Source organism: Burkholderia latens (genome assembly GCF_001718795.1).
In the GTDB taxonomy this organism is placed as follows: domain Bacteria; phylum Pseudomonadota; class Gammaproteobacteria; order Burkholderiales; family Burkholderiaceae; genus Burkholderia; species Burkholderia latens_A.
In genome coordinates this window covers 1165608-1192565 of sequence record NZ_CP013438.1, presented here as the reverse complement: position 1 = coordinate 1192565, position 26958 = coordinate 1165608, and the positions used below count along the sequence as shown (strand labels likewise).

Annotated in this window: 18 protein-coding genes; 8 read left to right on the top strand and 10 right to left on the bottom strand. The window is 68.9% G+C overall.

Going from position 1 to position 26958, the window contains the following annotated elements:
* The first annotated feature begins 121 nt into the window (after window positions 1–121).
* The gene (locus WK25_RS24640) at window positions 122–12592 is read left to right on the top strand and encodes an LWXIA domain-containing protein (protein WP_069242995.1); all 12471 of its coding nucleotides are present in this window, start codon (window positions 122–124) and stop codon (window positions 12590–12592) included.
* A gap of 53 nt (window positions 12593–12645) precedes the next feature.
* Here the strand turns inward: WK25_RS24640 and WK25_RS24635 are convergent, their stop codons facing one another.
* Window positions 12646–14247 carry an AAA family ATPase gene (locus WK25_RS24635; protein ID WP_069242994.1) on the bottom strand — a complete coding sequence of 534 codons (1602 nt, stop codon included), beginning with the start codon at window positions 14245–14247 and terminating at the stop codon, window positions 12646–12648.
* A gap of 230 nt (window positions 14248–14477) precedes the next feature.
* Between WK25_RS24635 and WK25_RS24630 the strand changes: the two genes are divergently transcribed.
* The 5 genes from WK25_RS24630 (at window position 14478) to WK25_RS24610 (ending at window position 17150) form a co-directional block, all read left to right on the top strand.
* Entirely contained in the window at window positions 14478–14948 is a 471-nt protein-coding gene (locus tag WK25_RS24630) for a universal stress protein (RefSeq protein WP_069242993.1), read from the top strand.
* A gap of 104 nt (window positions 14949–15052) precedes the next feature.
* Complete coding sequence (locus WK25_RS24625) at window positions 15053–15328, top strand: DUF1488 domain-containing protein (protein WP_040139843.1); 276 nt, start codon at window positions 15053–15055, stop codon at window positions 15326–15328.
* A gap of 177 nt (window positions 15329–15505) precedes the next feature.
* On the top strand, window positions 15506–15940 hold the full coding sequence (locus tag WK25_RS24620; protein ID WP_040139842.1) for an Hsp20/alpha crystallin family protein: 435 nt from the start codon (window positions 15506–15508) through the stop codon (window positions 15938–15940).
* Between the two features lie 268 nt (window positions 15941–16208).
* On the top strand, window positions 16209–16859 hold the full coding sequence (locus WK25_RS24615) for a BON domain-containing protein (RefSeq protein ID WP_069242992.1): 651 nt from the start codon (window positions 16209–16211) through the stop codon (window positions 16857–16859).
* 51 nt (window positions 16860–16910) lie between these two features.
* Window positions 16911–17150: a hypothetical protein gene (locus WK25_RS24610; protein ID WP_040139840.1), complete on the top strand. Its 240-nt coding sequence runs from the start codon at window positions 16911–16913 to the stop codon at window positions 17148–17150.
* 37 nt (window positions 17151–17187) lie between these two features.
* On the opposite strand, the gene WK25_RS24605 is transcribed toward WK25_RS24610, so the two are convergent.
* The 4 genes from WK25_RS24605 to WK25_RS24590 all read right to left on the bottom strand — a co-directional run bounded on the left by WK25_RS24605 (window position 17188) and on the right by WK25_RS24590 (window position 19886).
* Window positions 17188–17382 (bottom strand): hypothetical protein, encoded by a 195-nt coding sequence (locus tag WK25_RS24605; RefSeq protein WP_226208967.1) that lies wholly within the window; start codon window positions 17380–17382, stop codon window positions 17188–17190.
* A gap of 171 nt (window positions 17383–17553) precedes the next feature.
* On the bottom strand, window positions 17554–18495 hold the full coding sequence (locus WK25_RS24600; RefSeq protein WP_080294500.1) for an LOG family protein: 942 nt from the start codon (window positions 18493–18495) through the stop codon (window positions 17554–17556).
* Window positions 18496–18517: 22 nt separating this feature from the next.
* Window positions 18518–18853, bottom strand: a complete 336-nt coding sequence (locus tag WK25_RS24595) for a c-type cytochrome (RefSeq protein ID WP_069242991.1) — start codon at window positions 18851–18853, stop codon at window positions 18518–18520.
* Between the two features lie 25 nt (window positions 18854–18878).
* Entirely contained in the window at window positions 18879–19886 is a 1008-nt protein-coding gene (locus WK25_RS24590) for an Acg family FMN-binding oxidoreductase (RefSeq protein ID WP_069242990.1), read from the bottom strand.
* Between the two features lie 173 nt (window positions 19887–20059).
* On the opposite strand from WK25_RS24590, the gene WK25_RS24585 reads away from it, so the two are divergent.
* Complete coding sequence (locus WK25_RS24585) at window positions 20060–21049, top strand: zinc-dependent alcohol dehydrogenase family protein (protein ID WP_069242989.1); 990 nt, start codon at window positions 20060–20062, stop codon at window positions 21047–21049.
* Window positions 21050–21074: 25 nt separating this feature from the next.
* On the opposite strand, the gene fnr is transcribed toward WK25_RS24585, so the two are convergent.
* The 3 genes from fnr to WK25_RS24570 form a co-directional block, all read right to left on the bottom strand.
* On the bottom strand, window positions 21075–21848 hold the full coding sequence (gene fnr, locus WK25_RS24580; RefSeq protein WP_040139835.1) for a fumarate/nitrate reduction transcriptional regulator Fnr: 774 nt from the start codon (window positions 21846–21848) through the stop codon (window positions 21075–21077).
* 325 nt (window positions 21849–22173) lie between these two features.
* On the bottom strand, window positions 22174–22821 hold the full coding sequence (locus WK25_RS24575) for a response regulator transcription factor (protein ID WP_040139834.1): 648 nt from the start codon (window positions 22819–22821) through the stop codon (window positions 22174–22176).
* On the bottom strand, window positions 22818–24812 hold the full coding sequence (locus WK25_RS24570) for a PAS domain S-box protein (protein ID WP_069242988.1): 1995 nt from the start codon (window positions 24810–24812) through the stop codon (window positions 22818–22820). The genes WK25_RS24575 and WK25_RS24570 overlap by 4 nt, the downstream gene beginning before the upstream one ends.
* A 244-nt stretch (window positions 24813–25056) precedes the next feature.
* Between WK25_RS24570 and WK25_RS24565 the strand changes: the two genes are divergently transcribed.
* Complete coding sequence (locus WK25_RS24565) at window positions 25057–25521, top strand: universal stress protein (protein WP_069242987.1); 465 nt, start codon at window positions 25057–25059, stop codon at window positions 25519–25521.
* 51 nt (window positions 25522–25572) lie between these two features.
* Here WK25_RS24565 and WK25_RS24560 read toward each other — a convergent pair whose 3' ends face one another.
* Entirely contained in the window at window positions 25573–26406 is an 834-nt protein-coding gene (locus WK25_RS24560; RefSeq protein WP_069242986.1) for a universal stress protein, read from the bottom strand.
* Window positions 26403–26906 carry a universal stress protein gene (locus tag WK25_RS24555; protein WP_040139830.1) on the bottom strand — a complete coding sequence of 168 codons (504 nt, stop codon included), beginning with the start codon at window positions 26904–26906 and terminating at the stop codon, window positions 26403–26405. The genes WK25_RS24560 and WK25_RS24555 overlap by 4 nt, the downstream gene beginning before the upstream one ends.
* Window positions 26907–26958: the final 52 nt, after the last annotated feature.

Sequence of the window (26958 nt, the reverse complement as noted above, 5' to 3'; positions counted from 1 at the left end):
GCCGCGTGCCGACTACGTAATACGCGCATTTCCTCCGCGAGCCCGTTCGGCACAATGCATCATTGCGCGCGGCCCGCCTGCCGCCGTGCCGGCACGTCGCGCGAACCGCGGGAGAACGGACATGGTGTTGATGGCTGTGGGCGGAGGCGGGCCGGTCAGTGTGCCGCAGCCGCAGACTGACAACGATCCGGCGCCCGGCAACGGGGCCGGCAGCAATCCGCCGGCCCAGACGCCGGAGCAACAGGCGCTCGCGGCCGCGCAGGCCGAGACGCAGCGTCTGCTGCAAATTGCGCAGGCCGAAATGGCGACGCTCAAGCGTTTGCACGACCAGGGCGCGTCGCAGGCCGATCTCGACAATCAGGTAAAGAAGGCCGAATACGCGTGGGGCGCGGTGCAGGCGGCCGTCGAGAACCAGATGCGTTTCGCCGCCGACGGCGGCGGCGACGCGAACAAGGCGATCGCGGGCGTGGCGGCCGATCTGCGCAACGCATCGCCGAAGGATCCCGTGCTCGGCTCGGTCCTCGACGATGCGCAGAAGGCTGTGTCGGCCGAATCGGCGCCCGAGCGGGCAACCAACGAGAAGGCATTCGAATTCGCGCTGGCGATGCAGAAAGACCAGGGCGCGCATGCCGACGTGCAGAAGTACAACGCGTTGCCGGGCGGCGTCCGGCGCGCGGATCCCGACGCCGGCGCGCAAGTGCGCCAGGCGGCCGCCACGGCGGATACGAACGCGAACAACGCATACACCGCGCTAACCACCGCGTTGCGCCACGAATACGGCACGGCGGCCGCAACGCTGCGCCTGAAGGACGCAAAGGCCGACTACGCGGCATGGCAAAAGGAGCCCGGCGGTGCGCGCCGCGCCGACGAATCCGACATCACACGCGAGCTGTCGCAGGCGCAAAGCCAGTACGACAAGGTCGTGACGGGCGGCGACGACACGGCGCTCACGTACGTCACGGCCGACGAGCAGAAGCAGGTCGTCGCGGCCGTGAAGCAGAATCACGACGGCATGTGGTACACCGGCCTCGTCGACGCGCTCGGCGAGGAAAGCCAGCTCAAGCGCACGATCGCGACGATCAACCCCGACGACCCGTCGCTGTCGCCGCAGATGAAGCAGCTCGCGAAGTCCGACCCCGTCACGTTCGCGCTGCTGCAGGATACGGGCGTGAGCGTCGATCCGAACGATCCGAAGCTGTCGCCGCAGGAGAGGGCGCTCGCGCAACAGAATCCGCTCGCAGAAGCGTTCGTGAAGATGACGGGCATCAAGGTCGACACGGCCGGCCTGAGCGATGCGGACGCGAAGGCGCTGAACGCGAAGATCGACCAGGCGGGCGGCGTGTTCGCGTATGCGATGGCGCAGGCCCAGGCGCAGACGCAGGCGGCGAAGGACCCGGCCGAGGCGCAGAAGATCAATCCCGGTTATCAGCAGATCCAGACGCTGCTCGCGGCGGCCCCCGACGTGCGCCTGCAATACACGAAGCAGCAGGTCGCGCAGTTGATGCAGGACCCCGGCAGCAATCCGGGCGCGGCGCTGCAGGTGCTGAAGACGAACATGGACGCGTCGTTCTCGCTGGACGAGCGTCAGGCGCTGTGGACGCAGGCGGGCCAGCCGCACTTCGACGCGAAGTTCATCCATTCGCAGATCGACCCGCTGATGCAGAAGCCCGATTCGCGCGCGACGGATCAGGCGAGCATGCAGGCGCGCGCCGACGGCCGGATGAATGCGGACAAGGTCGGCAAGTGGATGCAGGACATCCTCGCGAACGCGCCGCCCGAATTCGCGGGCGCCGTGCTCGACACCGTCGAAAAGGATTTCGGCAACAAGTGGACGCAGTCGAACACGGGCACGCCGCAGCCGTACGGCGACGGCATCGAGTTCTACAAGGGCCTCAGTACGGCGGTCGGGCTCGCCGACCAGCAACCGACCGCGAGCGGCGTGCCCGTGCAGCGCGAGGACGACGTCGCGAACTGGCTGCTCGACGCCAACGGCAATGCGAAGACGCTGATCTACACGCTGCGCGGCAGCGACGCCGGCTACGGGTTCGACAGCGTGCGCCAGGCGCTGTCGTCGGGTGTCGATCCGGCGTTGTCGAAGGCGTTGCTGTCGAAGATGCAGAACGACGACCGGTTCAGTTCGGGTTTCGCGAACGACTTCCAGCTGCGTTACGACCAGGGCGTGAAGAGCGCGCAGAACACGCAGCAAAAGGCCGCCGCGAGCGCGAGCTACAAGTTCTTCCAGACCGATCCGGACAAGCAGCTGAAGGCGTATTTCGACGACTTCCAGAAGAACCTCGGCGACAAGTCGTACACGTTCGCGACCGATTCCGATCAGCTCAAGAACTTCGTCGGCGCGGGGCTCGGAATTCAGCCCGACGATTCGGCTGCGGTGCCGACCGACCGGAACGACGTGCCGTCGATGGCGCTGCTCGAGCAGTTGATCGTGAGCAACGGGCAATTGCAGAACGGCACGGGCGTCAACAGCCACTCGCTGTACGCGCAGAATTCGGCCGCGACGCAGATGATCCAGGCCGTGGTCGATCAGATCCGCAAGGTCGGCGGCGATCATGCGGTGGTGTCGCTGGTGCCGATCTACTACGTGTCGAAGCAATCGGGCACCGCGCCGAGCGCGCTGTTCAAGGTGCAGGTCGACGGCCATCCGGGCCAGTACAAGCTGATCGACGATCGCGGCTGGCAGTACGACAGCGTCGACAACTACCAGCACAACAACGCGCTGTCCGACGACGGCAAGCTGTACGTGCCGAAGAGCCTGATGAGCGACGCAGCGGCCGGCGACCTGTCGCAATACCAGTCGATCGACGCGCACAAGACGGAGTGGTACCAGCACCTCGAACACGCGCTCGAAATCGGCACCGGCATTCTCGCGGCGGCTGGCGGTGTCGTGCTGGTCGCGAGCGGCATCGGCGCGCCGGTGGGCGGCGCGCTGCTCGGCGCCGCATGGACGACGATCGGCGTGGGCATGGCGGTCGGCGCGACGGCCGCGGTGGGCGACCTGAAGAATCTGAGCGACCACGGGCAGTCGATCGGCTTCGGCAACGAACAGGCGCGCGGCGACTGGATCAGCCTGATCGGCAGCGGCGCCGGTTTCGCGGGCGGCGGGCTCGGCATGGCGGCGAAGTCGCTCGCGGAAGCGTCGTCGCTGCTGCGCACGACCGGACAGGTGTCGGACCTGCTCACGCTCGCGTCGCGCGGCGAGGGCGTGACGGCCGACGTAGCTGGGCTCGGCCGGTTCGCGCAGGAGGCCGACGCGTTCGAGTCGATGGCGCAGACGACGGGCCGCACGGCCGGCGTGTTCAACGTCACCGGCGGCGTGATCGGCGGCTACCAGATGGCCGACCAGGGCGTGTCGCTGGTGAAGAACTGGGACGCGATGTCCGACTCCGATCGCGCGCAGCAATTGCTGAACCTCGGGATCGGCGTCGCGCAAATGGGCCTCGGCTCCCACACGCTGATGGAGCGGCCGATCCGCGCGATCACGAAGACGCCCGCACCGTCGGCGATGCCGCGCCCGCTCGCGGTCAACGTCGTCGAGACGCTGTACGGCAACGGGCTCGCGAACCAGCGGCTCGCGGTGGGCGAGATCGGCAACCCGTGGCAGCACGCGGAGGAACAGGCGGCCAGCTTTGGCGAACCGGCCGACGAAGGCGGCGCGGTCGCCCCCGCCGACAAGGGGCTGCGGGCGCGCGTCGCCGCGTGGCTGCGTGCACGCCGCATGCAGGGCACGCCGGACGGCGATGCGCTCGCGCTGCGGCTCGCGCCCGATGGCGAACCGGTCGAAGGCGCCGCGACGCCGGCCGTCGCCGACGCGCTCGCAGCCGACGCAGCGTCGCCTGCCGAAGCCGGTGTGCCGGCCAGCGGCGCACGTCCCGCGTCGTGGGAGATCCCCGCGCGCATCGCGGCCGACCGGGCAATATTGAGCGACGTGGTCGCGCGGATCATCTCGAGCGGCAATCATCTCGAGGACGTCGAATACTACGTGTATGCGCTCGAGGACGCCGAAGGCAACGTGAGCAATCCGGAGGAAGACGGCCTGCCCGCGACCGACAAGGGCGATCTGCTCAAGGACATGAGCGCGGCGAAGGCCGACGAGCGACGCGCGAAAGCCGTCGCCGATGGACAGGCACGCGCGGCCGTCGCGCCGGATGAGGACGGCACGATCGGCGTGACGCGCTACGCGACGTATCACGATGCGCTGATGGTCGGCGCCGATGGCGTCGCGGGCGGCCGCTACCGGATCGCACTGGTCGATCAGCGCGCGCTCGCCGCGGACGGCACGGTGCCGCCGGAAGCGGTCGTCGGTCATATCGGGCTGACCGACGCCGGCGGTGCGTTCGTGCTGTCGATGAACGATGCGTACGACCGCACGCTGCGCGTGGTGTACCCGCACGGCTTCGATCCGCAGAAGCCGCTGATCCGCAGCGAGGACGGCCGGCGCGTCGACGTGATCAACGCGTCGTTCGGCATGAGCGAAACGCAGTGGGCCGCGTATCCGCGCCGCGAGGCCGACCTCGCGATCTATTCGGACAATCCGATCCAGCCGGAGAACCGGCTGCCGCCGGGCGAGCGGCCGCTGTTGCCGGTGCCGCCCGGATACTTCGCGGTCTATGCGCACGCGTGGGCCGACGCGTTCGCGAGCGCGACCGGCAAGGCGATGACCGCCGACGACATGGCCGAGATGATTCGCCAGAGCGGCTGGGACGGCAAATCGCCGGTGATTCTGTATGCGTGCGGCGCCGGCACGCGCGTGAGCCCGCTCGCGCAGCTGCTCGCGAACGTGCTCGGCGTCGACGTGTATGGCGCAAGCGGGTTCGTCGCGTGGCGTTCGCCTCGCTATCGCGCCGACGGTTCTCCCGATTCCGGCTATACGAGCGGCATCCTGATCGAGCCAGGCGCGCCGGACCAGGCCGGTGTGCCGGACCATTCGGTCACCAGCGGCCCGCGCACTTACCGGTTCTCGCCGGCAGTGGCGGTGATCGATCAGGGCGCGCATCCGGTCGACTGGAGCAGCGTCGCGCCGCGTCCGGTGTCGAACCAGTGGGGCGGCCGCACGGCGACGGGCGATGCGCGCGTGCCGATCGGCGTGTACGTGTGGCGGATGCTGACGAGACGGGGATCGATCATCAATCCGCGCAGCAACCGTCCCGCCAGCGCGCTCGAGATGACGCATGCGCTGGAAGCGCTGGCATGGAAAGGCTATACGCCCGGTACGCCGATCGCGCTCGACGGGCCGCGCAGCGGCGCCGACCCCGCATTGCTGCAGGAATTCGCAGACTTGATCCAGGCGCCGGTGTTCGGCCGGCTCGGCGACGACGACGCAGCCGGATGGCACCGCGCCGTGCCCAATCCGAACCGCCGGGTCGCGCGCTTCGAGATCGAGCCCGACGTGAACGGCAAGTTCTCGCCGGGCGGCGCGCAGCCGATCCGGATCAATCCGCTGGAACTGCGGCCGGTGCCGGGCACGAGCGTCGTGAACCTGCTCGGTCACGCGACCGCGCGCCAGTTCCTGAAAGTGTCGGGTTTCGATATCGCGGAATCGCACGGCACGCAGCCGCGCGACGTGAGCCTGGACAGCTCCGCTGCGATCACGCAGGGCGGCAAGACGATATCGCCGCGGCAATTCGCGCGTGCGCTGCTCGACGATCCGGCTTATACGGAAGGCAACGGCGTGCTGCTGACGGGCTGCTATCTCGGTGCCGGCGGCTATTCGTTCGCGCAGGAACTCGCATACGAGCTGCAGGTGCCCGTGATCGCGTCGATCGCATCGAACTCGGTGCGCGGCACCGGCGCACTGGAGCTGTATCCGCTCGACGAGTCGATCAAGGTGCCGGCCAACGATCCCGATGTCGGAACGCGGCTCTATCTGCACGTACCCGAGGCGCCCGATGCGAGCGACCCGCCGATGGTGTTCGCGCAGCGCGGCGAGCCGACGACCCACGCGCCCGCCCATGGCGACGCACCGGTCGAGCCGGTGCAGCCGGTCGAAGCGGAGATCGATCCGCACGGAGACAGCGGCCGGCGCGGCGCGGACGGCACGCCGGGCGGTGTCCCGCGCAGCGCGCCGGGCAATGCCGGGCGGCCGGACACGGTGCCGGGAGGCTCCACGCATCCGCGGCTCGCGCCCGAGCCGGACGCGGGCGAACCGCCCGTCCACGAACCGATTCCGCTCGTCGAAGTCGCGCCGGACCGGATCTACACGGTGGACGAATGGGCCGCGCGCGTCGAGCAGGCCGCCGAAGCGGAGGCCGACGACGGCTTGTCGGGCAAGACGGAAAAGATCTATCCGAAGACGAGCCGTGTCTATACCGACCGCAAGGTCGCAGACGGTGGAATCGTCACGACGACGATTCACGGCCGGTCCGTGTTGCAGCCCGGGTTCGACGACGTGACCGGCATCGACGCGACCCAGCATCCCGAATTCCTGCGCCCGGCCGATACGCTGCTGATGCCGGCCGACGATCCGCTGCACGCGGTCGGCGCGCGCGGGCTGATGTCGCCGCCCGGACATCATGTGGTATTCGGTCACGGGATCTCGGCCGACGCGATGCTGGGCCCGGACGGACGGCCGCTGACGCCGGACGAGGTCGCCGAGCGCGTCGCGCCGCACCTCGAACCGGAGCAGGACGTCACGCTGTATTCGTGCTACGGCGGATCGAACAAGCACGATCCGTTGCGGATCGCGCCGGGCCAGGTGCGCGCGGCCAGCACCACCTTCGCCGCGGCGCTCGCGCAGCGGCTGTCCGAGCTGACCGGCCGGCCGACGTCGGTCTGGGCGCCGCCGGACATCCTGCTCGTCGAACGCGACGGTTCGGCGACCGTGCGCGGCACGCGACTGACGGGCCAGGTCGACAAGGATCGCCTGCCGATGCAGCGCTTCCGCGGCGATCCGGCGCGCGCGGGCCGCGCGGCGCTCCCCGCCGGCGGCGACGCGCAAGCGGCGCCAACCACCGCCAGCACCGCCAGCACCGCCAGCACGCGTGGCGCCGGATCGCGCCCGCGCGGCGAGCGGCCGACGCGGCCGACGGTGCCGCGCGTGGCCGATCCGACGTTCGCCGATCCCGACTACGACTTCACCGCGATTCCCGACGATACGTTCGAATCGGTCACGCTCGATCATCCGTTCCGTACCGCGCTTGCCGACCGGCCGGGCGTGATCGGTGACGCGGCGCGCGTGACGCAGCCCGGCGGCACGGTGAGCCAGCGGTGGCCGAGCGAGTTCCTGGACAAAGCCGAGCCGACCCGCGTCATCGACGACGTGATGCAGGCGTTCCACGAGGCCGGGCTGACGAACCTGCGCGTCGAGTTCGTCACGCACGACGGCAGTGACGTGCTCGGCAGCGGCACCAATTTTGGCGCACTCGATCCGGAGGCGGGCTGGTTCCGGTTCAGCGGCACGGTCCCCGACGCACCGGCGGCCGCCACGCACGCACCGGGCCGCACGGCGGCCGATGCGCGGCTCGCGCTGCCGGAAGGCGCGCGCACGGTCGCGCAGGACGAACTCGGGCAGGCGCTCGACAGCGCACACACCGGGCCGCGCAATCACGCGTACGTGCCGACCGACGCGTTGCCGGATGCCACGACGTTTGCACAACCCGATTTGACGCCGCAGGAGCGTGTCTCGGCGAGTGCGGCCGCGAATCTCGACGCCGTCGAAAGTGCCGCACCGACCGACGTCGCGCTGCTGTCGGCGCTCGGTCACGATCCGGCCCGCGCGCTGCGCATCGCGACGCCCGACGGCGGCGAGTTGTACAAGCCGGCCGGCGTCGACATGTATGTGGTGCGCACCCGCGACCCCGCGACAGGCGCCGTGTCGTACCGGCTTGCCGGCATCGACGGGTCGGGCTTGCCGGAAGGCTATACGGCGGTGCATGCCGGCGGCACGCGCGCGGTCGGCGCGAACGACGGCCGGCCGACGTGGCCGACGCTCGGGCCGGCGGGGCCGGCGGGCGGGCGCCTGGCCGGTACGGCCGGCGACCCGTCCGGCGCGGCGACACCCGCGACCGTCTCCGGACACGCGAATCCGCCTGCGCCGCCGCAACGCACGACGCCCGCCGAAGCGACCGATCCGCAGGCGGTTGCCGCGACGTGGCTCGACAGCCTCGGCCGGCGCACGCTCACGCGCGTCGACGGCCGGCATGCGCCGACGCTTGACGGACTGGGGCGCAAGCTCGGCACCAACGCGCACGTGCTGATCACCGCGCATGCCGATGCGCCGAAGACGGGCGCCGAACACGCGGCGCCGACGTTCGTCGCGGTACTCGAAACCGATCAGTATGGCGTGCCCGGCCCGGTGCGGATGCTGGACGGCTCGCGCGTGCCGAAGGATCTGAACAAGGCGCTCGTCAAGACCGGCGCCAGCGGCCGCAAGGCACGCCGGCAATTCGATTTCTACGTGTCGCCGGTTGCGCACGACGAGCTGATGCGGTTCGGCGGCGCGTCGAAGATCGAGACGAAGGACGGCACGTCGTCGTGGCCGGTGGCAGCATCCGGTCATCCGGTCGACAACGCGCTCGCCGCGGACGTCGTGAAGCTGCACGATGCGCCGGGGTTCAAGCGGCCGCGTCAGGCCGTGCGCGCGGTCGAGGGCGATCGCCGCTGGATTCACGTGGTCGAGGAGGAAACGGGCAAGGTGCTCGGCTATGCGGAGCGCAACACGAACCACGAATGGAAGTATTACGAGAAGGCGTCGGTCGGCGACACGGAGATTCCCGAGCAGGATCTGCGCACGGTGTTCCGGCGGCGGCGGCGCGGCGGCATTCCGGTACTGCAGTCGCCGCGGCGCGGCATCCGCTTCGTCGTCAGCGACGTGAAGCCGGAGATCGTCGATCGCATCGGCGGCTTCCAGCCGACGAAAGACACCGCCGCAGCGGAGAAGCCGCCGCGCCGTACGCTCGGCGACGTGTTCCAGGCGAAGGTGCCGCTGCGCCAGCCGCTGACGCGCGCGGACCAGGGCCGAGCCAATGAGGCGGCGCCGCGCGTGCCGGTCGATCCGCACCTGCTGCCGTCGGAGAAGTCCGGGCTCAACGCGGTCGACTTCAGCGGCAACAGCGTGCCGCACTTGCTGACCGCGATCCGCAACGGCGCGGTCGACGGCAATCGCCACGTGATCTACGTGTTCAAGACGGACGGAGCGGTGGCCGAGTCGCTCGGCAATCCGCTCGGCGTGATCGCGGCGCGCAATGGCGAGATGCGCTGGTTCGACAACATCAGGCACGTGAACAATCTGGGTCGCCAGGGCGTGTCCCTCGATGAAATGCCGATCGGCAACGACCGCTTCGGCACGGACGTGCATTTCCTGCTCACCCAGTTGCGGCCGCGCGAGTTTCTGCGCAGCACGCGGCCGACCCGGATCGCGGCGCTGCAGGCGCGCGAAAAGGCGCTGCGCGAGCAACTGTCCGATGCGGAAGCGCGCGGCCAATCGTCGGCGCCGTTCCGCGCGCTCGCGGCGCGCACGCGCAGCCGTTACAACGAGGTGCTTGCCGACCTGCATCGTTTGCGGCACGCGAGCACCGCCGCGCCCGCGGCGCTGTCGATCGAGCCGTACCAGCCAGGGCTGTCGTCGTCGACTGTCGTCGCGTTCAACCTGCGCAACGGCGCGGCGAAGACCGAGCAGTATTTCCCGACGCACGATCAGATCGAGGCCTACAACAAGCAGGCGCAGCGCGCCGGGAAGGTCAAGCTCGTGCTGAAGGGCGAGCCGCAGGCCGTGATGATCGACCCGGGCATGTGGCGCACGCTGCTGAACAATCTGTATGTCGCGCGCGACGTGTCCACGTCGGCGTCGCGCTTCCTGCCGGTGCCCGGCAAGCTGCGCGCGCACACGCGCAAGTTTGGCGCGGCGACCGTCGCGGATCACCGGATCCAGCAGATCTTCACGCGCTCGGACCCGGCACTGCAGGACCGCATGGTGCCGATGGCGCGTTCGCTGTCGCTCAGCGACGATCCGGCGCTGATGCGCAAGATGGTCGAGCAATACGGCGGCGTGACGCCCGTCGTCACGCTCGTGGTCGATCCGAATCTGCTCGCGGCCGTGCTCGGCAAGGCGCACGATCCGGATTTCCTGCGTGCGGTGAAGGCGCTCGGCGACCAGAAGAACGCCGTGTTCGACGGCAAGAACGGCGTCATCCATCCGGCGCCCGGCACGGACGGGGAGGCGCTCGCGCTCGATCATCTCGCGCACCTGCATGCGTGGCTCGACGAAGCGGCGCGCACCGGCTTCGCGATCCGGCTCGAAACCGCACCGGCGCGCGCGCTCGTGTCCGGCACCGACTACCGGTACCAGTCGGGCACCAACCACGCGTACCACGATTACGTGAGGGTCATGACAGCGCTCGAGAAGTGGTCGAACGCGAACCCCGACAAGACCGCGCCGAACGTGATGATCACGTTCCACGGCTGGGATGCGGTGCCGGAGTCGGTGCCGGGCGCGGGGCACGAGAAGCTGCTGCGTGCGGTGCTCGAGCGCGAAGGGCTCGAATGGGTGCACGTCGGGCTGTCGTTCGGCACGCACGGCGCCGACTTCATCGGCAACCAGGACTTGACCGGCGCGCTCGCGAAATTGATCGTCGAGAATCGCAAGAATCCGTCGATCATCGATCGCCTGCACGGCGCCGACGCGCTCACGCGCGTGTTCGAGCGGGTCGACCGGCAGACGCTCGCGAATCAGCATCAACTGCTGTTCGCCGAAGTCGAGCGGATCGGCGCCGAGCGCGGGATGACGCCTGCCGAGATCGCCGAACTGCGCCACAAGCTGTACGAAGGCAACACGACCGTGTGGCTGAACCAGGCGCGCAAGGCGACCATCGAGCATGCGACGGAATACTGGAAGGGCGACGGTCGCAAACCGCGCGGCACCACGCAGAAGGGCGCGCGCTCGTTCGCCAGGCGCTGGCTCGACGCATATGGCGCCGGCATACCCGATCGCGTGACCACGCGCGCGCAGCCGTTGACCGCGAATCCGCTCGAGCACTGGAGTGCGGTCGTGCACGATCCCGCGCTGATCAACGACGGCACCAAGCCGATCGGCACGAGCCGCCGCGAGACCGCGCAGCTCGCCAACGTCGATATTCTCGATGCGAAGCGCGCGCAGGCCGAACTGCATGCGCTGCGCGTGCACGACGAGCCGATCGGCCCGCACCGGCCGCCGCCGTCGGGACGGCGGATTGCCGCCGACATGACCGGGGCCACGGCGGTTGGCGCGAGCGGCGCTGTCGTGCTCGAAGCGACGGGCAACGCGTTCGTCGGCCCGGCGACAAATTCGCTGTATGCCGGGCTGCGGGTCGGCCGCGTGTTCCAGGCGCTGCATCATGGCGCGGTCGCGAGCCTGAAGAACGCCGATCCGCGCGTGTTCGATCACGTCGTCGACCGGCTCGTGCGCGGGCTGCAGAAACAACTCAAGGCGAACGGGTTCGACGTCGACGCGCGCGGCACGCAGCTCGAGCAGATCGCCCATGAAGGCAAGGCCGCGGCCGCGCAACTGCGCGCGCTGAACAAGGATGGCGTGCTGACGTTCGACGAGACCGTCACGCACCTGAAGGCGATTGCGGACGACATGCTCGGGCAGATGCAGGGTGTGGTCGGCGGGACGTCGCTGAAACTGCTGCACCGGGGCAGCCCGCGGCACTCGGTCGGCCGCGTCGGGCGATTGCTTGCGCTCGGTGGTTACGGCGGCACGATCACGATCAACGGCTTCAAGTTCCTGCAAGGCAACTGGCTGGCCGGCGGGCAGGCGTTGGGCGGGATCATCAGCGCCGCCTCCACGGGTATCGTCTACAAGGGCGGCGCGCGCGGCGTGAACGCGGAGAATCGAAGCCAGATCGCGCGGCTCGCGAGCGCGACCGGCGACTACGTGACCTCCGCGGTGGGCCTCGCGACCGGCATTCACGGCGCGATGGCCGCGCATACGTTCGGCGACGGGATGACGGGCGTGCTCGGTGCGATGTCCGGTGCGCTGCTGGGCGCCGGGCGGCTGCATTCGCAATTCCCGAATGCGACGCCGTGGATGGCGCGGCTGCCGACCGGAGTCGCGCTGTTGCCGGTCGGGATCTTTGCGATCACGCAGGCGTACGGTGTCATCAAGGCGCTCGACGGGTCGGACGACAAGAACAAGAAGCCCGGCCTTGGCCCGTCGCCATCGCCATCGCCATCGTCATCGCCATCGTCGACACCGACGCCGACGCTGACACCGTCGCCGTCGGGTTCCGCCGGCGCGACGCCGACAGCGGGTGCATCGGTCGCACCCGCCCCGACGGCGGCGACCCGGCAGCCGGGCGCGACTGCGTCGCCGACGGCTAGGCCATCGCAACCGGCCCAGCCGTCGGCGGGTTCACGGAGCGCGACGCCTACACCGACGCCGCTGACCGTCGACGTGGTGGCCGGCGATTCGCTGTGGACGATCGCCGAAAATCACGAGGGAACGCTGCTCGACGCGGCGCACGTGCCGGCGGACGAACGGCAGCGGATGTCGGACGGACAGCGGATCGACGCGGCGTTCAACGAGATCCTGCAGTTGAACCGGAATCTGGCGAGCCACCCCGGCGACATCAATCCGGGGCAGCAGGTTATCGTCGGCTAAAACGCGGCGTCCGGGGACGACGAATGGCCGCGCGGCCGGCCGCCGCCGCGCGTTCACATGCGCAGCGCGGCGAGCAATGGCGTCCAGAACGCGGCGCTTTCATACGCGGCGGGATCGCAATCGGTGTCGAACCGGATCGCGATCGCCGCTTCGGCTTCGGTCAGCGGGGCGGCATGCTCGAGCTGCCGCGCCAGCACGGCGGTGTCCGCATCGGACGCATCGCGTCCGTGTGCCGCGCGGGCGGCGACACGCGCGGCGAGCGTTGCGCGGCTCGCGGTAAAGTCGAGAATCGCGACCGGCACGCCGCGCCGCGCGGCGAGCGACATGAACGCAGCCCGATTGTGCTCGCTGAGGAACGTCGCATCGACGATCGCGGCGTAGCCGCAATCGAGGACTACGGCGGCGTCCGCCAGCAGTCGCGCGTAGATAGCGTCCATCGCCTGGTCCGAATAGGCGCGTTCGGGCAGACGGGTCGCATCCGCGGCGCCGGCCGCACGCTTGCGGGCGATGTCGCTGGATAACCGGATTGCGCCGAGCCGCGCGGCCAGCGCCCGGCTGGCCTGCGATTTGCCCGACCCGGACACCCCGTGACACAGCAGCAACACCGGCCGCGCATTGCGTCGCGTGTCGGCCATCGCCGACGCAGCGCGCAGATAGCGGTTGCGCGCGGCGTCGTCGCCGCGCAACCGCGCGACCAGCGCGCGCACCAGCGCACGGTAGACGAAGTAGCACGGCAGCACGCCCAGCGCCGCGTGGTCTCCGGTGCGGGCCAGCCAGCCGGAAAGGAGGCGCTGCGCGCAATCCGCCCGGCCGCGCGCCGAAAAATCCATCATCGCGAACGCGAGATCGCTCGCGACATCAATCCAGCGCAGCGCATCGTCGAATTCGATGCAGTCGAACATCAGGATCCGGTTGCGCCACCGGACGATGTTGTCGAGATGCAGGTCGCCATGACACGCGCGCACAAAGCCATGCGCGTGCCGTTCGGCGAGCAGCGGCGCGATCCGGGTCAATTCGGCTTCGTACCACGCCCGCAACGCCGCTTCGTCGGGCACCGCGACGTCGAGTGCGTCGCGCAACGGCAGGCATTGCGCAACGACGCGCGCGCAGCTGCCGTGACGAGCGCTCGGCGCCCGGCGCGATGCGTGCAGGTGATGGCGGGCCAGCGTGTCGGCGAGCGCGTCCGCATCCGCGAGGCCGTCGTCGCGCGACGCACTGCGCGCCGACAGCATCGCATGCGCATCGAACCGCCGCATGCGGACCACGTACTCGCCCGGCGCCGCGTGCCGCCGACGCTGCGCGTCGATGCGCAGCGGTGCGTCGAACCCGCACCGGCGCCCGCGTGCGACGAGCGGCCAGACGCCGAGGTACAGCGGGCCGGCGAACGGCCGGTTGAACGTGCACTCGGCGAGCGCGCACCGGCGCCGCTGCGCGGGCCGCACGAGATCGGCGAACGGGAAGCGCACGGGCTTGATGCGCTTGTACGCATAGCGGCCGGCCAGGTAAACGACGGAGAGATGGGTTTCGATCCGCCGGATGCGTCCGGCGGGATGACGGTAGGTCGCGGGCCGGCGCAACGCACGATCGAATTGAATGGCCTGTCGGCGTGCGTTGGCGCGGCCGAGCGCGAATGGCAGATGTCGGGCGGTTGGCATGCTGGTCGATGGATGCGCGCGGCGTCACGCGTCGATGCCGCGTGCCGGCGCTGCACGTGACGCAGCGGGCGCCGGGCGCGCGGCTAGCGCGGTAGTCGTTGTTCGATCTCGAGGCTATCGCATGCCGATGCATCGGCGTTGACGCCGGTCAACGACGACGCGTCGCCAGCACCGATGATGGAAGCATATTCGAACGCCGCCGGCGCGTCCGGTCATCGAGTGAGGTCGGTATGTACACGAACATCATGGTTGCAGTAGACGGCAGCCCTTCGTCGCTGAAGGCGCTCGACGAAGGGCTGAACATGGCCCGAGCGTGTCGCGCGCGGCTATTCGCGGTGTTCGTCGTCGACAAATCCATCCTCTTTGCTTACGGCGGACGCATGGAGCCGGACGCGCTGCTCGAACAGATCCGGCACCACGGCAAGACGATCCTGCGCGGCGCTGACCGGGCGATCTCGCAAGCCGGCGTGAACGGCGAGACCGAGCTCGTCGAAACCCGGATCGGCGAGGACGTGGTGGAGCGGCTGCGGCGCTATGTCGACGATCGTTCGATCGATCTCGCCGTGACCGGTACACACGGCCGGCGCGGCGTTCGGCGCATGCTCCTCGGCAGCGTGGCCGAACGCTATTTGCGCGAATCCGCGTGCCCGGTACTGCTCGTGCGAGACGAAGGCTCCGCACCCGCGACCGTGGCGGCCTGATCGCGCCGTCCACGCGAGGATCGCGCGGGATACCAGGCAACACGCGCCGTGCGCCGAGCGGGTTGTCGCGCGCGGCCGATCGACTTCGAGTTCAGGTCACCATCATGCAAATATCGTTTCCGTTCGAGCCGCCCACCTATCGCGGCTTCGATCCCGCACTGAGTTTTCCGGCGCTCGTCGACGGGCGTCGCGTGCGATGCGCGATCACCGCCGAAGCGCTGGAAGATCACTTCCGCGCGATGTCGTCGCGCGAGCAGGATCTGGTCGATGCGTTTGCGCATCATCGTGCCGCCATCGAACAGGCCGCACGCTGCCTGCTCGAGGAAGTCGGCGGGCGGCCGATCGTGCTGCACAGCGGCTATTTCCGGTTCTGCGCGTGAGCGCCGTCGTCATTTGACACGCGTCAAGCAGGTGCAGGACCAGGCGCGTACGCTGATGCCTGAACGATCAATCGTCCGGCGCGCGGCCGGTCGTGCCGCGCGACGCGTTCTTCATCGCGGCGATGCTGCCGGGACGACGGTGCAGGCCGCACGTCAATTGTCGAAGGAGTGCGAACCATGAGCAACTTGTCGCGTTACGATCCGTTTTCGATCGAGCCCGTGTCTGACCTGTTTCAGGGGCTGTTCAGGCCGCTGCGCGGCATGACGCTCGCCGACGAGCCGGATCTTGCGTCGATGAAGATCGACGTCACCGAGAACGACAACGCGTATACGGTCAAAGCTGAACTGCCCGGCGTCGCGAAGGACGACATCGACGTACAGGTGGCCGGGAATACGGTTTCGATCAACGCGAAGGTCGAACGCAGCAACGAACGGAAGGACGGCGAGCGCGTGATCCGGCGCGAGCGCTACAGCGGCGCGATCAGCCGTTCGTTCTCGCTGTCCGGCGAAATCGACGATACGAATGCGACGGCCGCGTATGTGGACGGCGTGCTGTCGCTGACGTTGCCGAAGAAGGCGCCGGTCGGGCAGAAGAAGCTCCCGATCAGCTGACCGCACGGCGGGCATTGCGCGACGCGCGCACGCGTTGCCCGTCGGCCGGATTCCGGCGCGCGGCACGATTCGCGCGCCGTTCCATTGATGGTGTCGCAGCGGTCGCGGCGCATCGTCAGGGCCGCCGTCAGGCAAGCGCTGCAGCGTCGTGCCGCACGGTGCGGTGCAATGGCATCCGTTGACCTGCGTCAGCGGTCGCGGGACGCGGCCGTGCAAAGCTGGCCGTATGCGGCGGACACGCGTACCGAGGCTCACAGGAGAGCAGACGATGAAAACCGACAAGCAGTTGAAGCAGGACGTCCAGGATGAACTCGAGTCCGACCCGGCGATCGATGCAACCCGCATCGGCGTCGAAGTCGCCGACCGGATCGTGACGCTCTCGGGGCACCCGCCGAGCTATGCGGAAAAGCTCGCGATCGAGCGCGCGGCGAACCGTGTCGGGGGCGTCAGGGCGGTCGTCGTCGACATGACCGTGCATCTGCCGGACGACGACGTCCGCACCGACGAGGACATCGCGAAGGCGGTGCATTCCGTGCTGCACTGGACGTCCGGCCTGGACGACGACGCGGTCAAGGTGCAGGTGGAGCGCGGCTGGATCACGTTGTCGGGCAAGGTCGACTGGGCATACCAGAGCCATCTCGCCGTGCGCGCGATCTCGCAGATGCGTAGCGTGACAGGCGTGACCGACCACATCGCGGTGCAGGGGACGCTCGGTTCCGACGACATCGGCGCCAGCATCAAGCGTGCGATCATGCGCCACGCCGAGCGCGAGGCCAGGCACATCGCGATCGACGTGCACGACGGCACCGTGCGGCTATCCGGCAAGGTCGGCTCGTTTTCCGAACGCAAGGCCGTGCGCGGCGCTGCGTGGTCGGCGCGCGGCGTGCGCGCCGTCGTCGACGATCTGGTGGTCGAGTAAGGCGGATGGATGGCGGATGTGCGGCCCGCCGCGATCCGGGAGGACAGTCGGATGACAGTGTCAGGAGAGCTTCACGATACGGACTGGTCGGTCGCGATCGAAACGGCCGCGGCCGAAACGGGCGGCTTCCGCAGCCGCATTCACGTCGTGCTTGAATCGCCGGGCGCCGTCTGCGATCGAACGTTCTGTCGAAGCACCGTGCATGCGACCGAGCGCGACGCCGCCCTCGACGCGCTCCGCATCGGGATGACGTGGGTCGAGATGAAGAAGTCGAACACGTTTACCGTGTGAATTGCGATCCGCAACGGCGGCGTGCGTCGCGCCCGCCTTACGATCTCGCCAGCGCCGTTGCGAGTTGCAGCGCCTGCGCGAAGCGTGCGAGCGTGGCGATCGATCCGGTCACGCTTTCGTACCGCTCGCGTCCGATCTGCGCGTCCAGCGTCACCAGCATGCCGGCATCGCGCGCGAGTGCGACGAGGGCCACGGTGTCGAGCAGGGTGGTGTCCGACGTGGCCGCAGGCATCCCCGGGTCGGAACGATAGTCGACGTATGACATGGCGTGTCTCCTCGTTGTATTGCGATCGGGGCCGGGCGGCCGGAATCCGTGATTTCAGTATCGTCGGCGCGGGCCGGCGTTTCAATCAGCCGGCCCCGAAGTCGAGGTAGGAATCGCGAGCGTGCCGTCGGCGGATTCCTACACCGTACGCGACTTTGCGGACGCACGGCAGCGCGCCGGCCCGCGTTCCCGGCGCCGCGCATACCAGCTTCCGATCGCTTGCCAGATTTGGACGGCGGATTCGCAATACGTGAACAGTTCCAGGTCGCGGCGATCGATCATTCCTTCGTCCGCGAGAAACGCAAGATCGAGCGCACGGCGCCAGTATGCCTCGCCGACGAGGATCACCGGCAGCGGCGCGATCTTTCGCGTCTGCAGCAGCGTCAGCACCTCGAACAGCTCGTCGCACGTGCCGTATCCGCCCGGAAAGAACACCGCCGCCTTCGCGCGCTCCAGCAAGTGCAGCTTGCGGATCGCGAAATAGTGGAACCGGAAGCACAGCGCCGGCGTGATGTACGGATTCGGCGCCTGCTCCCGCGGCAGTTCGATATTGAATCCGATGCTGGGTGCGCCGCGCTCGTACGCGCCGCGATTGGCCGCCTCCATGATGCCGGGGCCGCCGCCGGTCACGATCGCGAGCCGCGCGTTGCGCGTGCACCGGTCCGCATGCGCGACGATTCGTCCGAATTCGCGCGCTACCCGGTAGTACACGCTGTGCTCGACGAGCCGGCTGGCGATCGTGACGGCGCGACGCCGGCTCGCGTCGTGCGGGCGTTCGGCGAGCAGACGGTTCGCTTCATCCAGGCGCGCGTTCGCGACCGCGGGCGCAACGACGCGCGTGCTGCCGTAGATCACGACCGCATGGCCGATGCGTTCGGTCTGCAGCCGCTCCTCGGCTTTCCAGTAGTCAAGCTGCAGCCGGATGCCGCGCATGCTCGCGCGCTGCAGCGTCGCCGCGTCGTCGTCGACTGCGCGGCGATTCACACGCGTGGCGACGCGTCGCGTGCGCCTTCCGATGCGCCGGATGCCGCTCGTGCGCTTCGCGTTGCCGGCAGGCGCCGGTTTGATCGTGGTCGACATGTGCGGAAGCAACGCGTGCCGGTTACTGGCTCAACACCCACCGGACGAGCCGATGCGCTTCTTGCGCTGACAACGGGCCACCACGCTCGAGCGCGGGCGGCATCGGCGTGTCGCCCCAATGCGCGGGGCCGCCGATGCGCAGCTTGCGCTCCAGTGCCGCAGGCGCGTCCGGATCGCCGCGATAGCGCGCGGCGATGTCGTGGAACGACGGTCCGAGGAACGTCATGTCCTGGGTATGGCAGAACATGCAGTGCTGCGCGTCGACGAGTTCGGTCGGCTCGGGCGCGGGCGCCTGCGCGGCGGCGATGCGTGCTGTCGCGGCAATCGCGCAAAGGGCGGCGCGGCGCATGATTGTCATGGCGATATCCTCGTGCGGATCGGAATCAGGAGAAGGAGACCACTTCATCGAGCGGGCGCCGACGCGAATGCGGCGTATGCGGGCCGCGTCCGACGCGCAGCAGCAACTGCGGTTCGCCGCGCAGCCCGAGCATGTGGCACAGGTGCGCACGCAACCCGGCCGTCTCGATCGGCTGGTTCAGATACGACGCGGTATAGCCCGCGCGCGCGGCGACGAGCAGGATCCGCTCGAGCGCCTGGCCGGCGGCGAGCCATGCTTCGCGATCGTCGCGCACCGTCGCGATGCAAACGATCAACGGCGACGCGCCGACGAGCTGATGATGCAGCGCGGCCAGCCCGTTGCCGAGATCGAAGGTCCGCACCGCCGTCGTGACGATCGGCGCCGAGAAGTCCAGCAACGCGGGCACGCCGGCCGCAAATGCCGGCATGCCGTCGTCGCGCCGGCGCGGATCGATCCAGCTCGCGAGCTCGCGCCGGAAACGCGGATCCGCGAACTGCTGACGATCGGCCTGCGCGACCAGCTCGGCGACGCGCGCGCGGTGCGCGATCGAGTCGACACACGCGATGTCGGCGCCTTCCGCGACGCCGGCGGCAATCAGATCCCGCTGGACGTCGTCGGGTACGGCCGTCGCTTCGAATGGCGCGCGCGTCGTGACCCGTTCCGCGATCGCATCGAACAACGCGCCGAGGGCGGCATCGGAATAGCCGTCGTCGCAGACCCGGACCAGCGCAAGCAGGTCGGGGTCGACCTCCGAAGGAAACGTGCTGATCGTGTACGCGAGCCCGGCGTGATCGAGCGCCACGCGCAGATTGAGCAACGCCGCGCCGCAACTGATGATCAGCTCGCGGTCGTACGGGTCGACCACGGGCAACGCGCGAACGCGGTCGGCGAAGACCGAGATCGTGGCGCCGTCGACGACGAATCGCCACGGCTGCGAATTGTGGCTCGATGGAGCCAGCACCGCATAGCTCAGCAGCGACCTCAGGAGCCGGTCGCGATCGGCGCTGGCGGCAAGCGGGGGAACGGCTATCATTTGATCGTCTCCAGGGGCGCCGCACTGGCGGCATCAAGCCCCTTCATCGTGTCAGCAACCGTGCGGCGGCCGTTGACCCACATCAAGCGCCTGTTTGGCGGGCGGTGCACGCGCCGGCGTGCTGCGACTAACCTTGACGAAGCTTGCGAAGACGATCGCACGGGGAGGCAAGCATGCTTGCGATGATGTTCGACGGCACGACACCGGCGTTGCGCGCAACGCAAGTGCCGGACCCGTCCCCTGCGGCGGGTCAGCTACTGATCGACGTGCATGCGTGCGGCGTATGCCGGACCGATCTCCACGTCGTCGACGGCGAACTCGCGCATCCGAAGCGGCCGCTGATTCCCGGGCACGAGATCGTCGGAACGGTGCGCCGGGTCGGTGAAGGCGTGACGGGCTTCGCGGCCGGCGATCGCGTGGGCGTTCCATGGCTTGGCTCGACGTGCGGACATTGCGCGTATTGCCGGTCCGGCCGCGAGAATCTGTGCGACAGCCCCGGCTTCACCGGCTACACGATCGACGGAGGCTATGCCGAGTGCACCGTCGCCGACCATCGGTATTGCGTGCACCTGCCGCAGCGCTATTCCGATCTGGAGGCCGCGCCGCTGCTGTGCGCCGGGCTGATCGGCTATCGAACCCTGCGCATGGCGGGCGATGCGCGCCGCATCGGCATCTACGGCTTCGGGGCGGCTGCGCATCTGGTCGCGCAGGTCGCGCATCGCGAAGGGCGCGACGTGTTTGCGCTGACGAAGCCCGGCGACGTCGCGGCGCAGCAACTCGCGCTGTCGCTGGGCGCGGCATGGGCGGGCGGCAGCGATGAAACGCCGCCGACGCCTGTCGATGCCGCGCTGATCTTCGCGCCGGCGGGTGCGCTGGTGCCGGCCGCGCTGCGCGCGCTGGACAAGGGCGGAATCGTCGTGTGCGGCGGGATTCACATGACCGACATCCCGGGGTTTCCGTACGCGTGGCTGTGGGGCGAACGCCGCATCGCGTCGGTCGCGAACCTGACGCGTGCGGATGCGGCCGAGTTCATGCGGATCGCCGCGGCGATGCCGCTGCGTGTCGAGGCTGTGCGCTATGCGCTGACCGATGCGAACCGGGCGCTCGACGACTTGCGCGGCGGGCGCGTGTCGGGCGCCGCCGTGCTGAGCATGCGCGGCTGACCCCCGCGGCGGCCGCGCGCCATCGTCAGATGCTGCGCAGGCCTTCCGAATCGACGATCCGGATCTGCTTGCCCTGCGCGGCGACGAGCCCCTTGTGCTGGAACTTCGACAGCATGCGGCTGACCGTTTCCAGCTTCATCCCGAGATATTCGCCGATCTCGTCGCGCGTCATCCGCAGCACGAACTCGGCGGCCGAGTAACCGCGCGCCTTGAAACGCGCCGACAGGTTCAACAGGAATGCGGCGACGCGCTGCTCGGCGGTCATCGTGCCCAGCAGCAGCATCTGCGACGATTCGCGGACGATCTCGGCGCCCATCATCTGATACACGTGATGCTGCATCGTTCGCACTTCGCGGCACAGCTGCTCGAGCTGGCCGAACGGGATGATGCAGACCGTGCTGTCCTCGAGCGCGATCGCGTCGCCATTGTGGTGGCCGGTATGCACGCCATCGAGCCCCAGCGATTCGCCGACGATCTGGAACCCCGTGATCTGCTCGTCGCCGTCGCGGTGCATCACGATGGTCTTGAACGATCCGGTCCTGACGGCGTAGATGCTGTTGAACGTATCGCCCGCGCGAAACAGCGTTTCGCCGCGCCGCACGTGACGCGTCGTGCAGATCATCGCATCGACGCGCGCGAAATCGTCGGCGGAAAGCTCGGTCGGCATGCAGACGGTACGCAACGCGCAGGTCGAACAGCGCGACGCGGCGCGCTTCGGCTGGTCCGTGGAGGCAACCGGATGCAGCGGGATGAACGGGCGTGACGGCATGGCCGTCGAGACATCGGCATTGCACTGCATGATCGGCTCCAGTGTTGCGGCAGCTGCGGTTCGCCGTCGGGCGGGGAGCGCGCTGACCGTTGTACCGGCGGCCTTGGTCTCTGCCGCCTTCGTGTAAGGGAACGCCCGGCCGGACGCGCCGGTAGACCGTTATGCCGGTCTCGACGAAGCCGTCGCCGTTGCGCCGGGAAGCATGCTGAATTGTTTTTCGTGATCTGCAGTATGGATGGCACGCAGCCTCGAGAAAATCAGCCGGAATTGAAGTTGCGGTAGGGAAGAGGGAAGTCTTGTAGGGCGATTCCTACAGAGATGCGGCGACTTGTCGCGAGCGCCGGCACCGCCGCCGTCACAGCTCGTCCGGGTCGTCGAACAGCTTGTGACGCATTGCATAACGCACGAGCGCCGTGTCGTTCGGCATCTGCATCTTTTCGAGGATCCGTGTCTTGTACGTGCTGACGGTCTTGACGCTGACGCACAGCGCCTGCGCGATTTCGGAAATCGACTCGCCGCTCGTCACGCGCCGAAATACGTCGAACTCGCGGTCCGACAGCCGCTGGTGCGGCAGCAGATCGGTCGGTTCGTTCAGGCTCTGCGCGAACTGCTCGGCCATGGTCAGGCTCACGTAGACGCCGCCGCCCGCGATTTTCGTGAGGGCCGCGACCAGTTCCGCGCTCGCGCTTTCCTTGGTCATGTAGCCGGAGGCCCCGGCGCGGAACGCACGCACCGCATATTGCTGCTCGGCGTGCATCGTCAGCACGAGGATGTGCAATCCCGGTTTCTCGTCCTTGATCTGCTTGATCAGTTCGACGCCGTTGCGGCCGGGCATCGACAGGTCGAGCACGAGCACGTGAGCTTCGTTGGCGCGAACGAGCGCGATCGTCGACGCACTGTCCTGCGCTTCTCCGACGACTTCGAAACCGCTCGCGTTTTGCAGGATGTGCCGCAGACCGTCCCTGACGAGTGCGTGGTCGTCGGCGATGAGTACCCTGATCATGACAGCGCGTCTCCTTGCTGGATGGCGTGCAGCGGCAGCACCACGGTGATCGTGAACCCCACGCCCGGGCGGTTGTCGATCGTCACCGTCCCGTCGAGCATGTGCGCGCGCTCGCGTATGCCGATCAGCCCGAACGATGGGCGATCCTGTGCGTCGCGGGCCTGCGCGGGCGCGCCGTGACCGTTGTCCGCGATGCGCAGCATGCAATAGCCGTCCGCCGCTTTCAAGGCCAGCGTCACGTTCGTCGCGTCCGAGTGGCGCGCGACGTTGGTCAGCGCCTCCTGCACGATGCGGAACAGCGCGGTTGCGCCCGCACTGGTCAACGCCGCATCCATGGGCCCGATGTCCCGGTCGACGGTGATCCTGTAGCGGCGCGTGAAATCGTTTGCAAGCCATTCGATCGCCGGCACGAGCCCGAGGTCGTCGAGCATCACCGGCCGCAGATCCGCGGCAATGCGCCTGACCGACGCAACCGTGGAATCGATCAGCCGGTGCATGCCGCGCAGCTGTTCGCGGATCTCGGTGCCCGGCGGCACGACGCCGGCCAGCCCCAGTTCGACAGCGGCCAGGTCCATCTTCAGCGCGGTGAGCTGCTGGCCGAGATCGTCGTGCAATTCACGCGCGATCCGCGTTTTCTCCTCCTCGCGCACGTTCTGAAGGTTGGCCGAGAGCTCGCGCAGTTCCTCGCGCGACTGCTTCAGCGCATTCTCCGCGCGCACCCGCTCGGTGACGTCGCGCAGCATCACCGTATACAGCTTGCCCGTGCCGTCGCGAATCTGCGAGATCGATGCCTCGATCGGAAACTCGGTGCCGTCGCCGCGCAGTCCGAACAGCACGCGTTGCCGCCCCATCTGGCGCTCCGATACGCCGGTGACGCCGAATTGCTCGACGTGGCGCGCATGTGCGGCACGAAAGCGCTCGGGGATGAAGCGGGACAGCGGCGCACCGACTGCGTCCATCGCGGATACGCCAAACACCTGTTCGGCCGCCGGATTGAAGATCACGATCGTCTGGTTTTCGTCGACGGTGATGATGGCCTCCATCGACGACCGGATGATGCCCATCATCCGGGCTTCGCCGGGTTGGGCGTCGCCGGCGGGTGTGCCGGGGCGCGGCCGGTTCGCGACGGCCTGCCGCACGAGTGCGGCCAGCGCGAGCGACAGCACGGCGCCGCCCAGCAGGGCCGCCATCGCAACGCGCGACGTGTCGGCGCGCGGCGCGCTGTAGCGGAGCGAGAGCGCGGTGCCGCCGAACGTCAATCCGTCGGTTCGTTCGAACGTGTCGCGCACGTCTGCGGCATCGTCGCCGCGCGGGCCGCCGGAATACACGGGCGCCGCCGGATTGCCGGCCGTGACGTCCATGTGCAGCCGTTCGAGCACCGACGGATCGACGAGTCGATCAGGAATCAGCGATGCATATACGTATCCGGTCGCCGTCGCGTGCGCCGGTTCGGGCGACGTGCCTTCCGCGGCGTTCGCATAAACCGGCAAATACAGCGTCAGCTCGGTGCGGGCGAGCGTCGCACCGGTGCCGTCCTGGATCGCAGTCGCGGCAAGCGCAACCCTGCCGGTTTGCGCCGCCCGATCGAGCGCCTGGCGCGTCGGCTGGTTGTCCTCGGCGGCGCTCGGCTCGATTCTCCCGACGCTGCGGACCGGTGACTGCAATCGGTCCAGATCGAGACTCGCGAGATAGCGGCGCCATCCGGTACCGGACGGCTGCGCCGATAGCGCCGACGCGAACCCGCGTGCACCGCCCACTAACGCCGCGGCGCCGAGAAGGCTGCGCCGCACGTCGGCGGTCGCGAGCGTCGCGGTTTGCTCGAACCTTGCGCGGGCCGCCCGTTGCATGTCGTTCTGCAGCGCCCGCGATGCAGCGAACGTCGCGGTCAGGCCGAGCGCGAGCGTGAGCAGCCCGGCGAGCGCGGCATATCGGGCAGGCAGCCTCCGGTGCGGGGTCGGTCCGGCCCTGGAAGGGGGCGCATTCACGGTCATTGCAGTTCATCCCGACGAATTTCGACGGCGAGGGCGCGGCCGGCACCACGCGGGACACGAAACGCGGGCCCGGCCGGCGCTGCGATAACGCGCTGATTGTGCGCGCTCCGCCGGCGTTCGCCAATCGGAACCGATACGTACGGAAAGCACCGCACGGGCTTGACGCGCGTCAACGGGAAGCTGCCTGCCGGGATCAGACTGGTTTCACGCATCGATCGAACCCGAACCACAGCAGGGAGGCGTCATGTACGAAAGGATCTTCGTGGCACTCGACGGCAGCCGCGGAGCGCGGCTCGCGCTCGACGAGGCGATTTCGCTCGCCTGCGGTTCGGGCGGTCTCGTCATCGCGTTGTGCGTCGTGTCGGACGCGCCCCGCCTGGCCGACTTCGACAGCGGCTATATCGACCAGCGCGACCGGTCCGGGTTGGACGCGGACAAGGCGGCGATTGCGGTTGCCGATGCCGAAACCGCGTTCCGGCTGTCGGGCGTGCGCGGCAGCGCGCAGACGATCGATGCGTGTGGGGAGGACATATCGGACGTGCTGGCGCGAGCGGCCGCCGAATGCGATGCGGATCTGATCGTGATGGGCACGCATGGCCGCCGAGGTGTGCGCCGTGCGCTGTTCGGCAGTGTCGCCGAGTCGCTGGTGCGTATCGCGGAGCGGCCGGTGCTGGTCGTGCGCGAGAGGCCGGGCGCCGGCATGCTGTGACCGTCGCGATGAGCGCGGGGCGGCCGCGGGCGGCGGCCCCCGTTCGCTCGCTCAGTGGGACAGCAGGACCGGCACCGTCATCGTTTCGAGGACGGTGCGCGTCGCGCCGCCCAGCACGCGTTCGTGCATGCGCGCATGACTGTACAGCCCCATCACGAGCAAATCCGCATGCAGGTCGGTCACGCGGTTCAGCAGCGTCGCGCCGACGCCGACCGAACGGTCGCGCGGCGTCGTCGAAAACGACGCGCGAATCCCGTGCCGTTCGAGATATGCGGCGACGTCGACGCCCGCCGGCGTCTTGTCCGGATCGGGTGGGCGGCGCGCGACCGTCTCGACGTTGACGAAGCGCGCGCGGGCGAGCAACGGCAGCGCGTCGGCCATCGCGCGGGCCGCCTCGCGTCCGCCGTCCCAGCCGATCAACACGTTCTCGCCAAGCGTGCGGACTTCGCCCGCATACGGCACGACGAGTGCCGGCCGGCCGCTGCCCATCACGACATCCTCGACGAAATGGCGGGCCACATACGTCATGCGGTCGTCCGGGTCCTCCTGGCCAAGCACCAGCAGATCGGCATGGCGCGCGTGCACGACCGCGGCGTCGGGCGCGTTGCCTGCCGGCGCCTGCCACTCGACGCTGCGTCCGGCGCGTTCGGCTGCGGCCAGGAACCGCTGTTCCGCGTCCTTGCGCCGCTGCTCGGACAAGCGCTCGTAGACGGCCAGCTTCAGCGGTTCGTCCGGTCGCCCCAACGGCTCGAGCAGGTCCTGGCAGACGACATAGAGACCGATCAGGTGGGCGTTCCAGCGGGCCGCGAGTTCGAGCGCGAGGTTGACGCGCGTCGCGCAGCGCGCGCTGTCGTCGAGATGGACGAGCAGGGTCTTGTAGCTCATGACGGCTCCTTTTCGGTCGATGCGGCGGTGGTCGTAACGGGCGCGTTCGCGGCGCAGCTCGCCGGAATCATCAGGACCGGACGCGTCGCATGGCGCAGCACGCGCTCGGCCACGCTGCCCAGGAACAGGCGGCGAAAACCGCGCCGGCCGTGCGTGCCCATCACGATCAGGTCGGCGTCGAGCTCGCCGGCGAGCGCGACGATGCGCTGCGCGACGTCTTCGCCCACCGGCGCGACGTCGACGATCCGCGGCGTGCCGGCCACGTCGCGCGCTTTCAGTCGTCGTGCCGCATCCTCGGTGACGCGCAGCCCTTCTTCACGGAATGCATCGACCAGGATCGACGGGTCGTATGCAAAGGTGTCGTACGCCGGCACCATGAAGTCGACGACGTAGACCGGCGTCAGCCGCGCACCCGTCTGCGCCGCGAGATTCAGCGCGGCGTCGAGTGCGCGGGACGACGTCTCGCTGCCGTCGAGCGCGACCAGAATGTTCGAGTACATGGCATTTCCCTTCAACGGATGTCGATGGAATCATCATCGGCGCACGCACGGC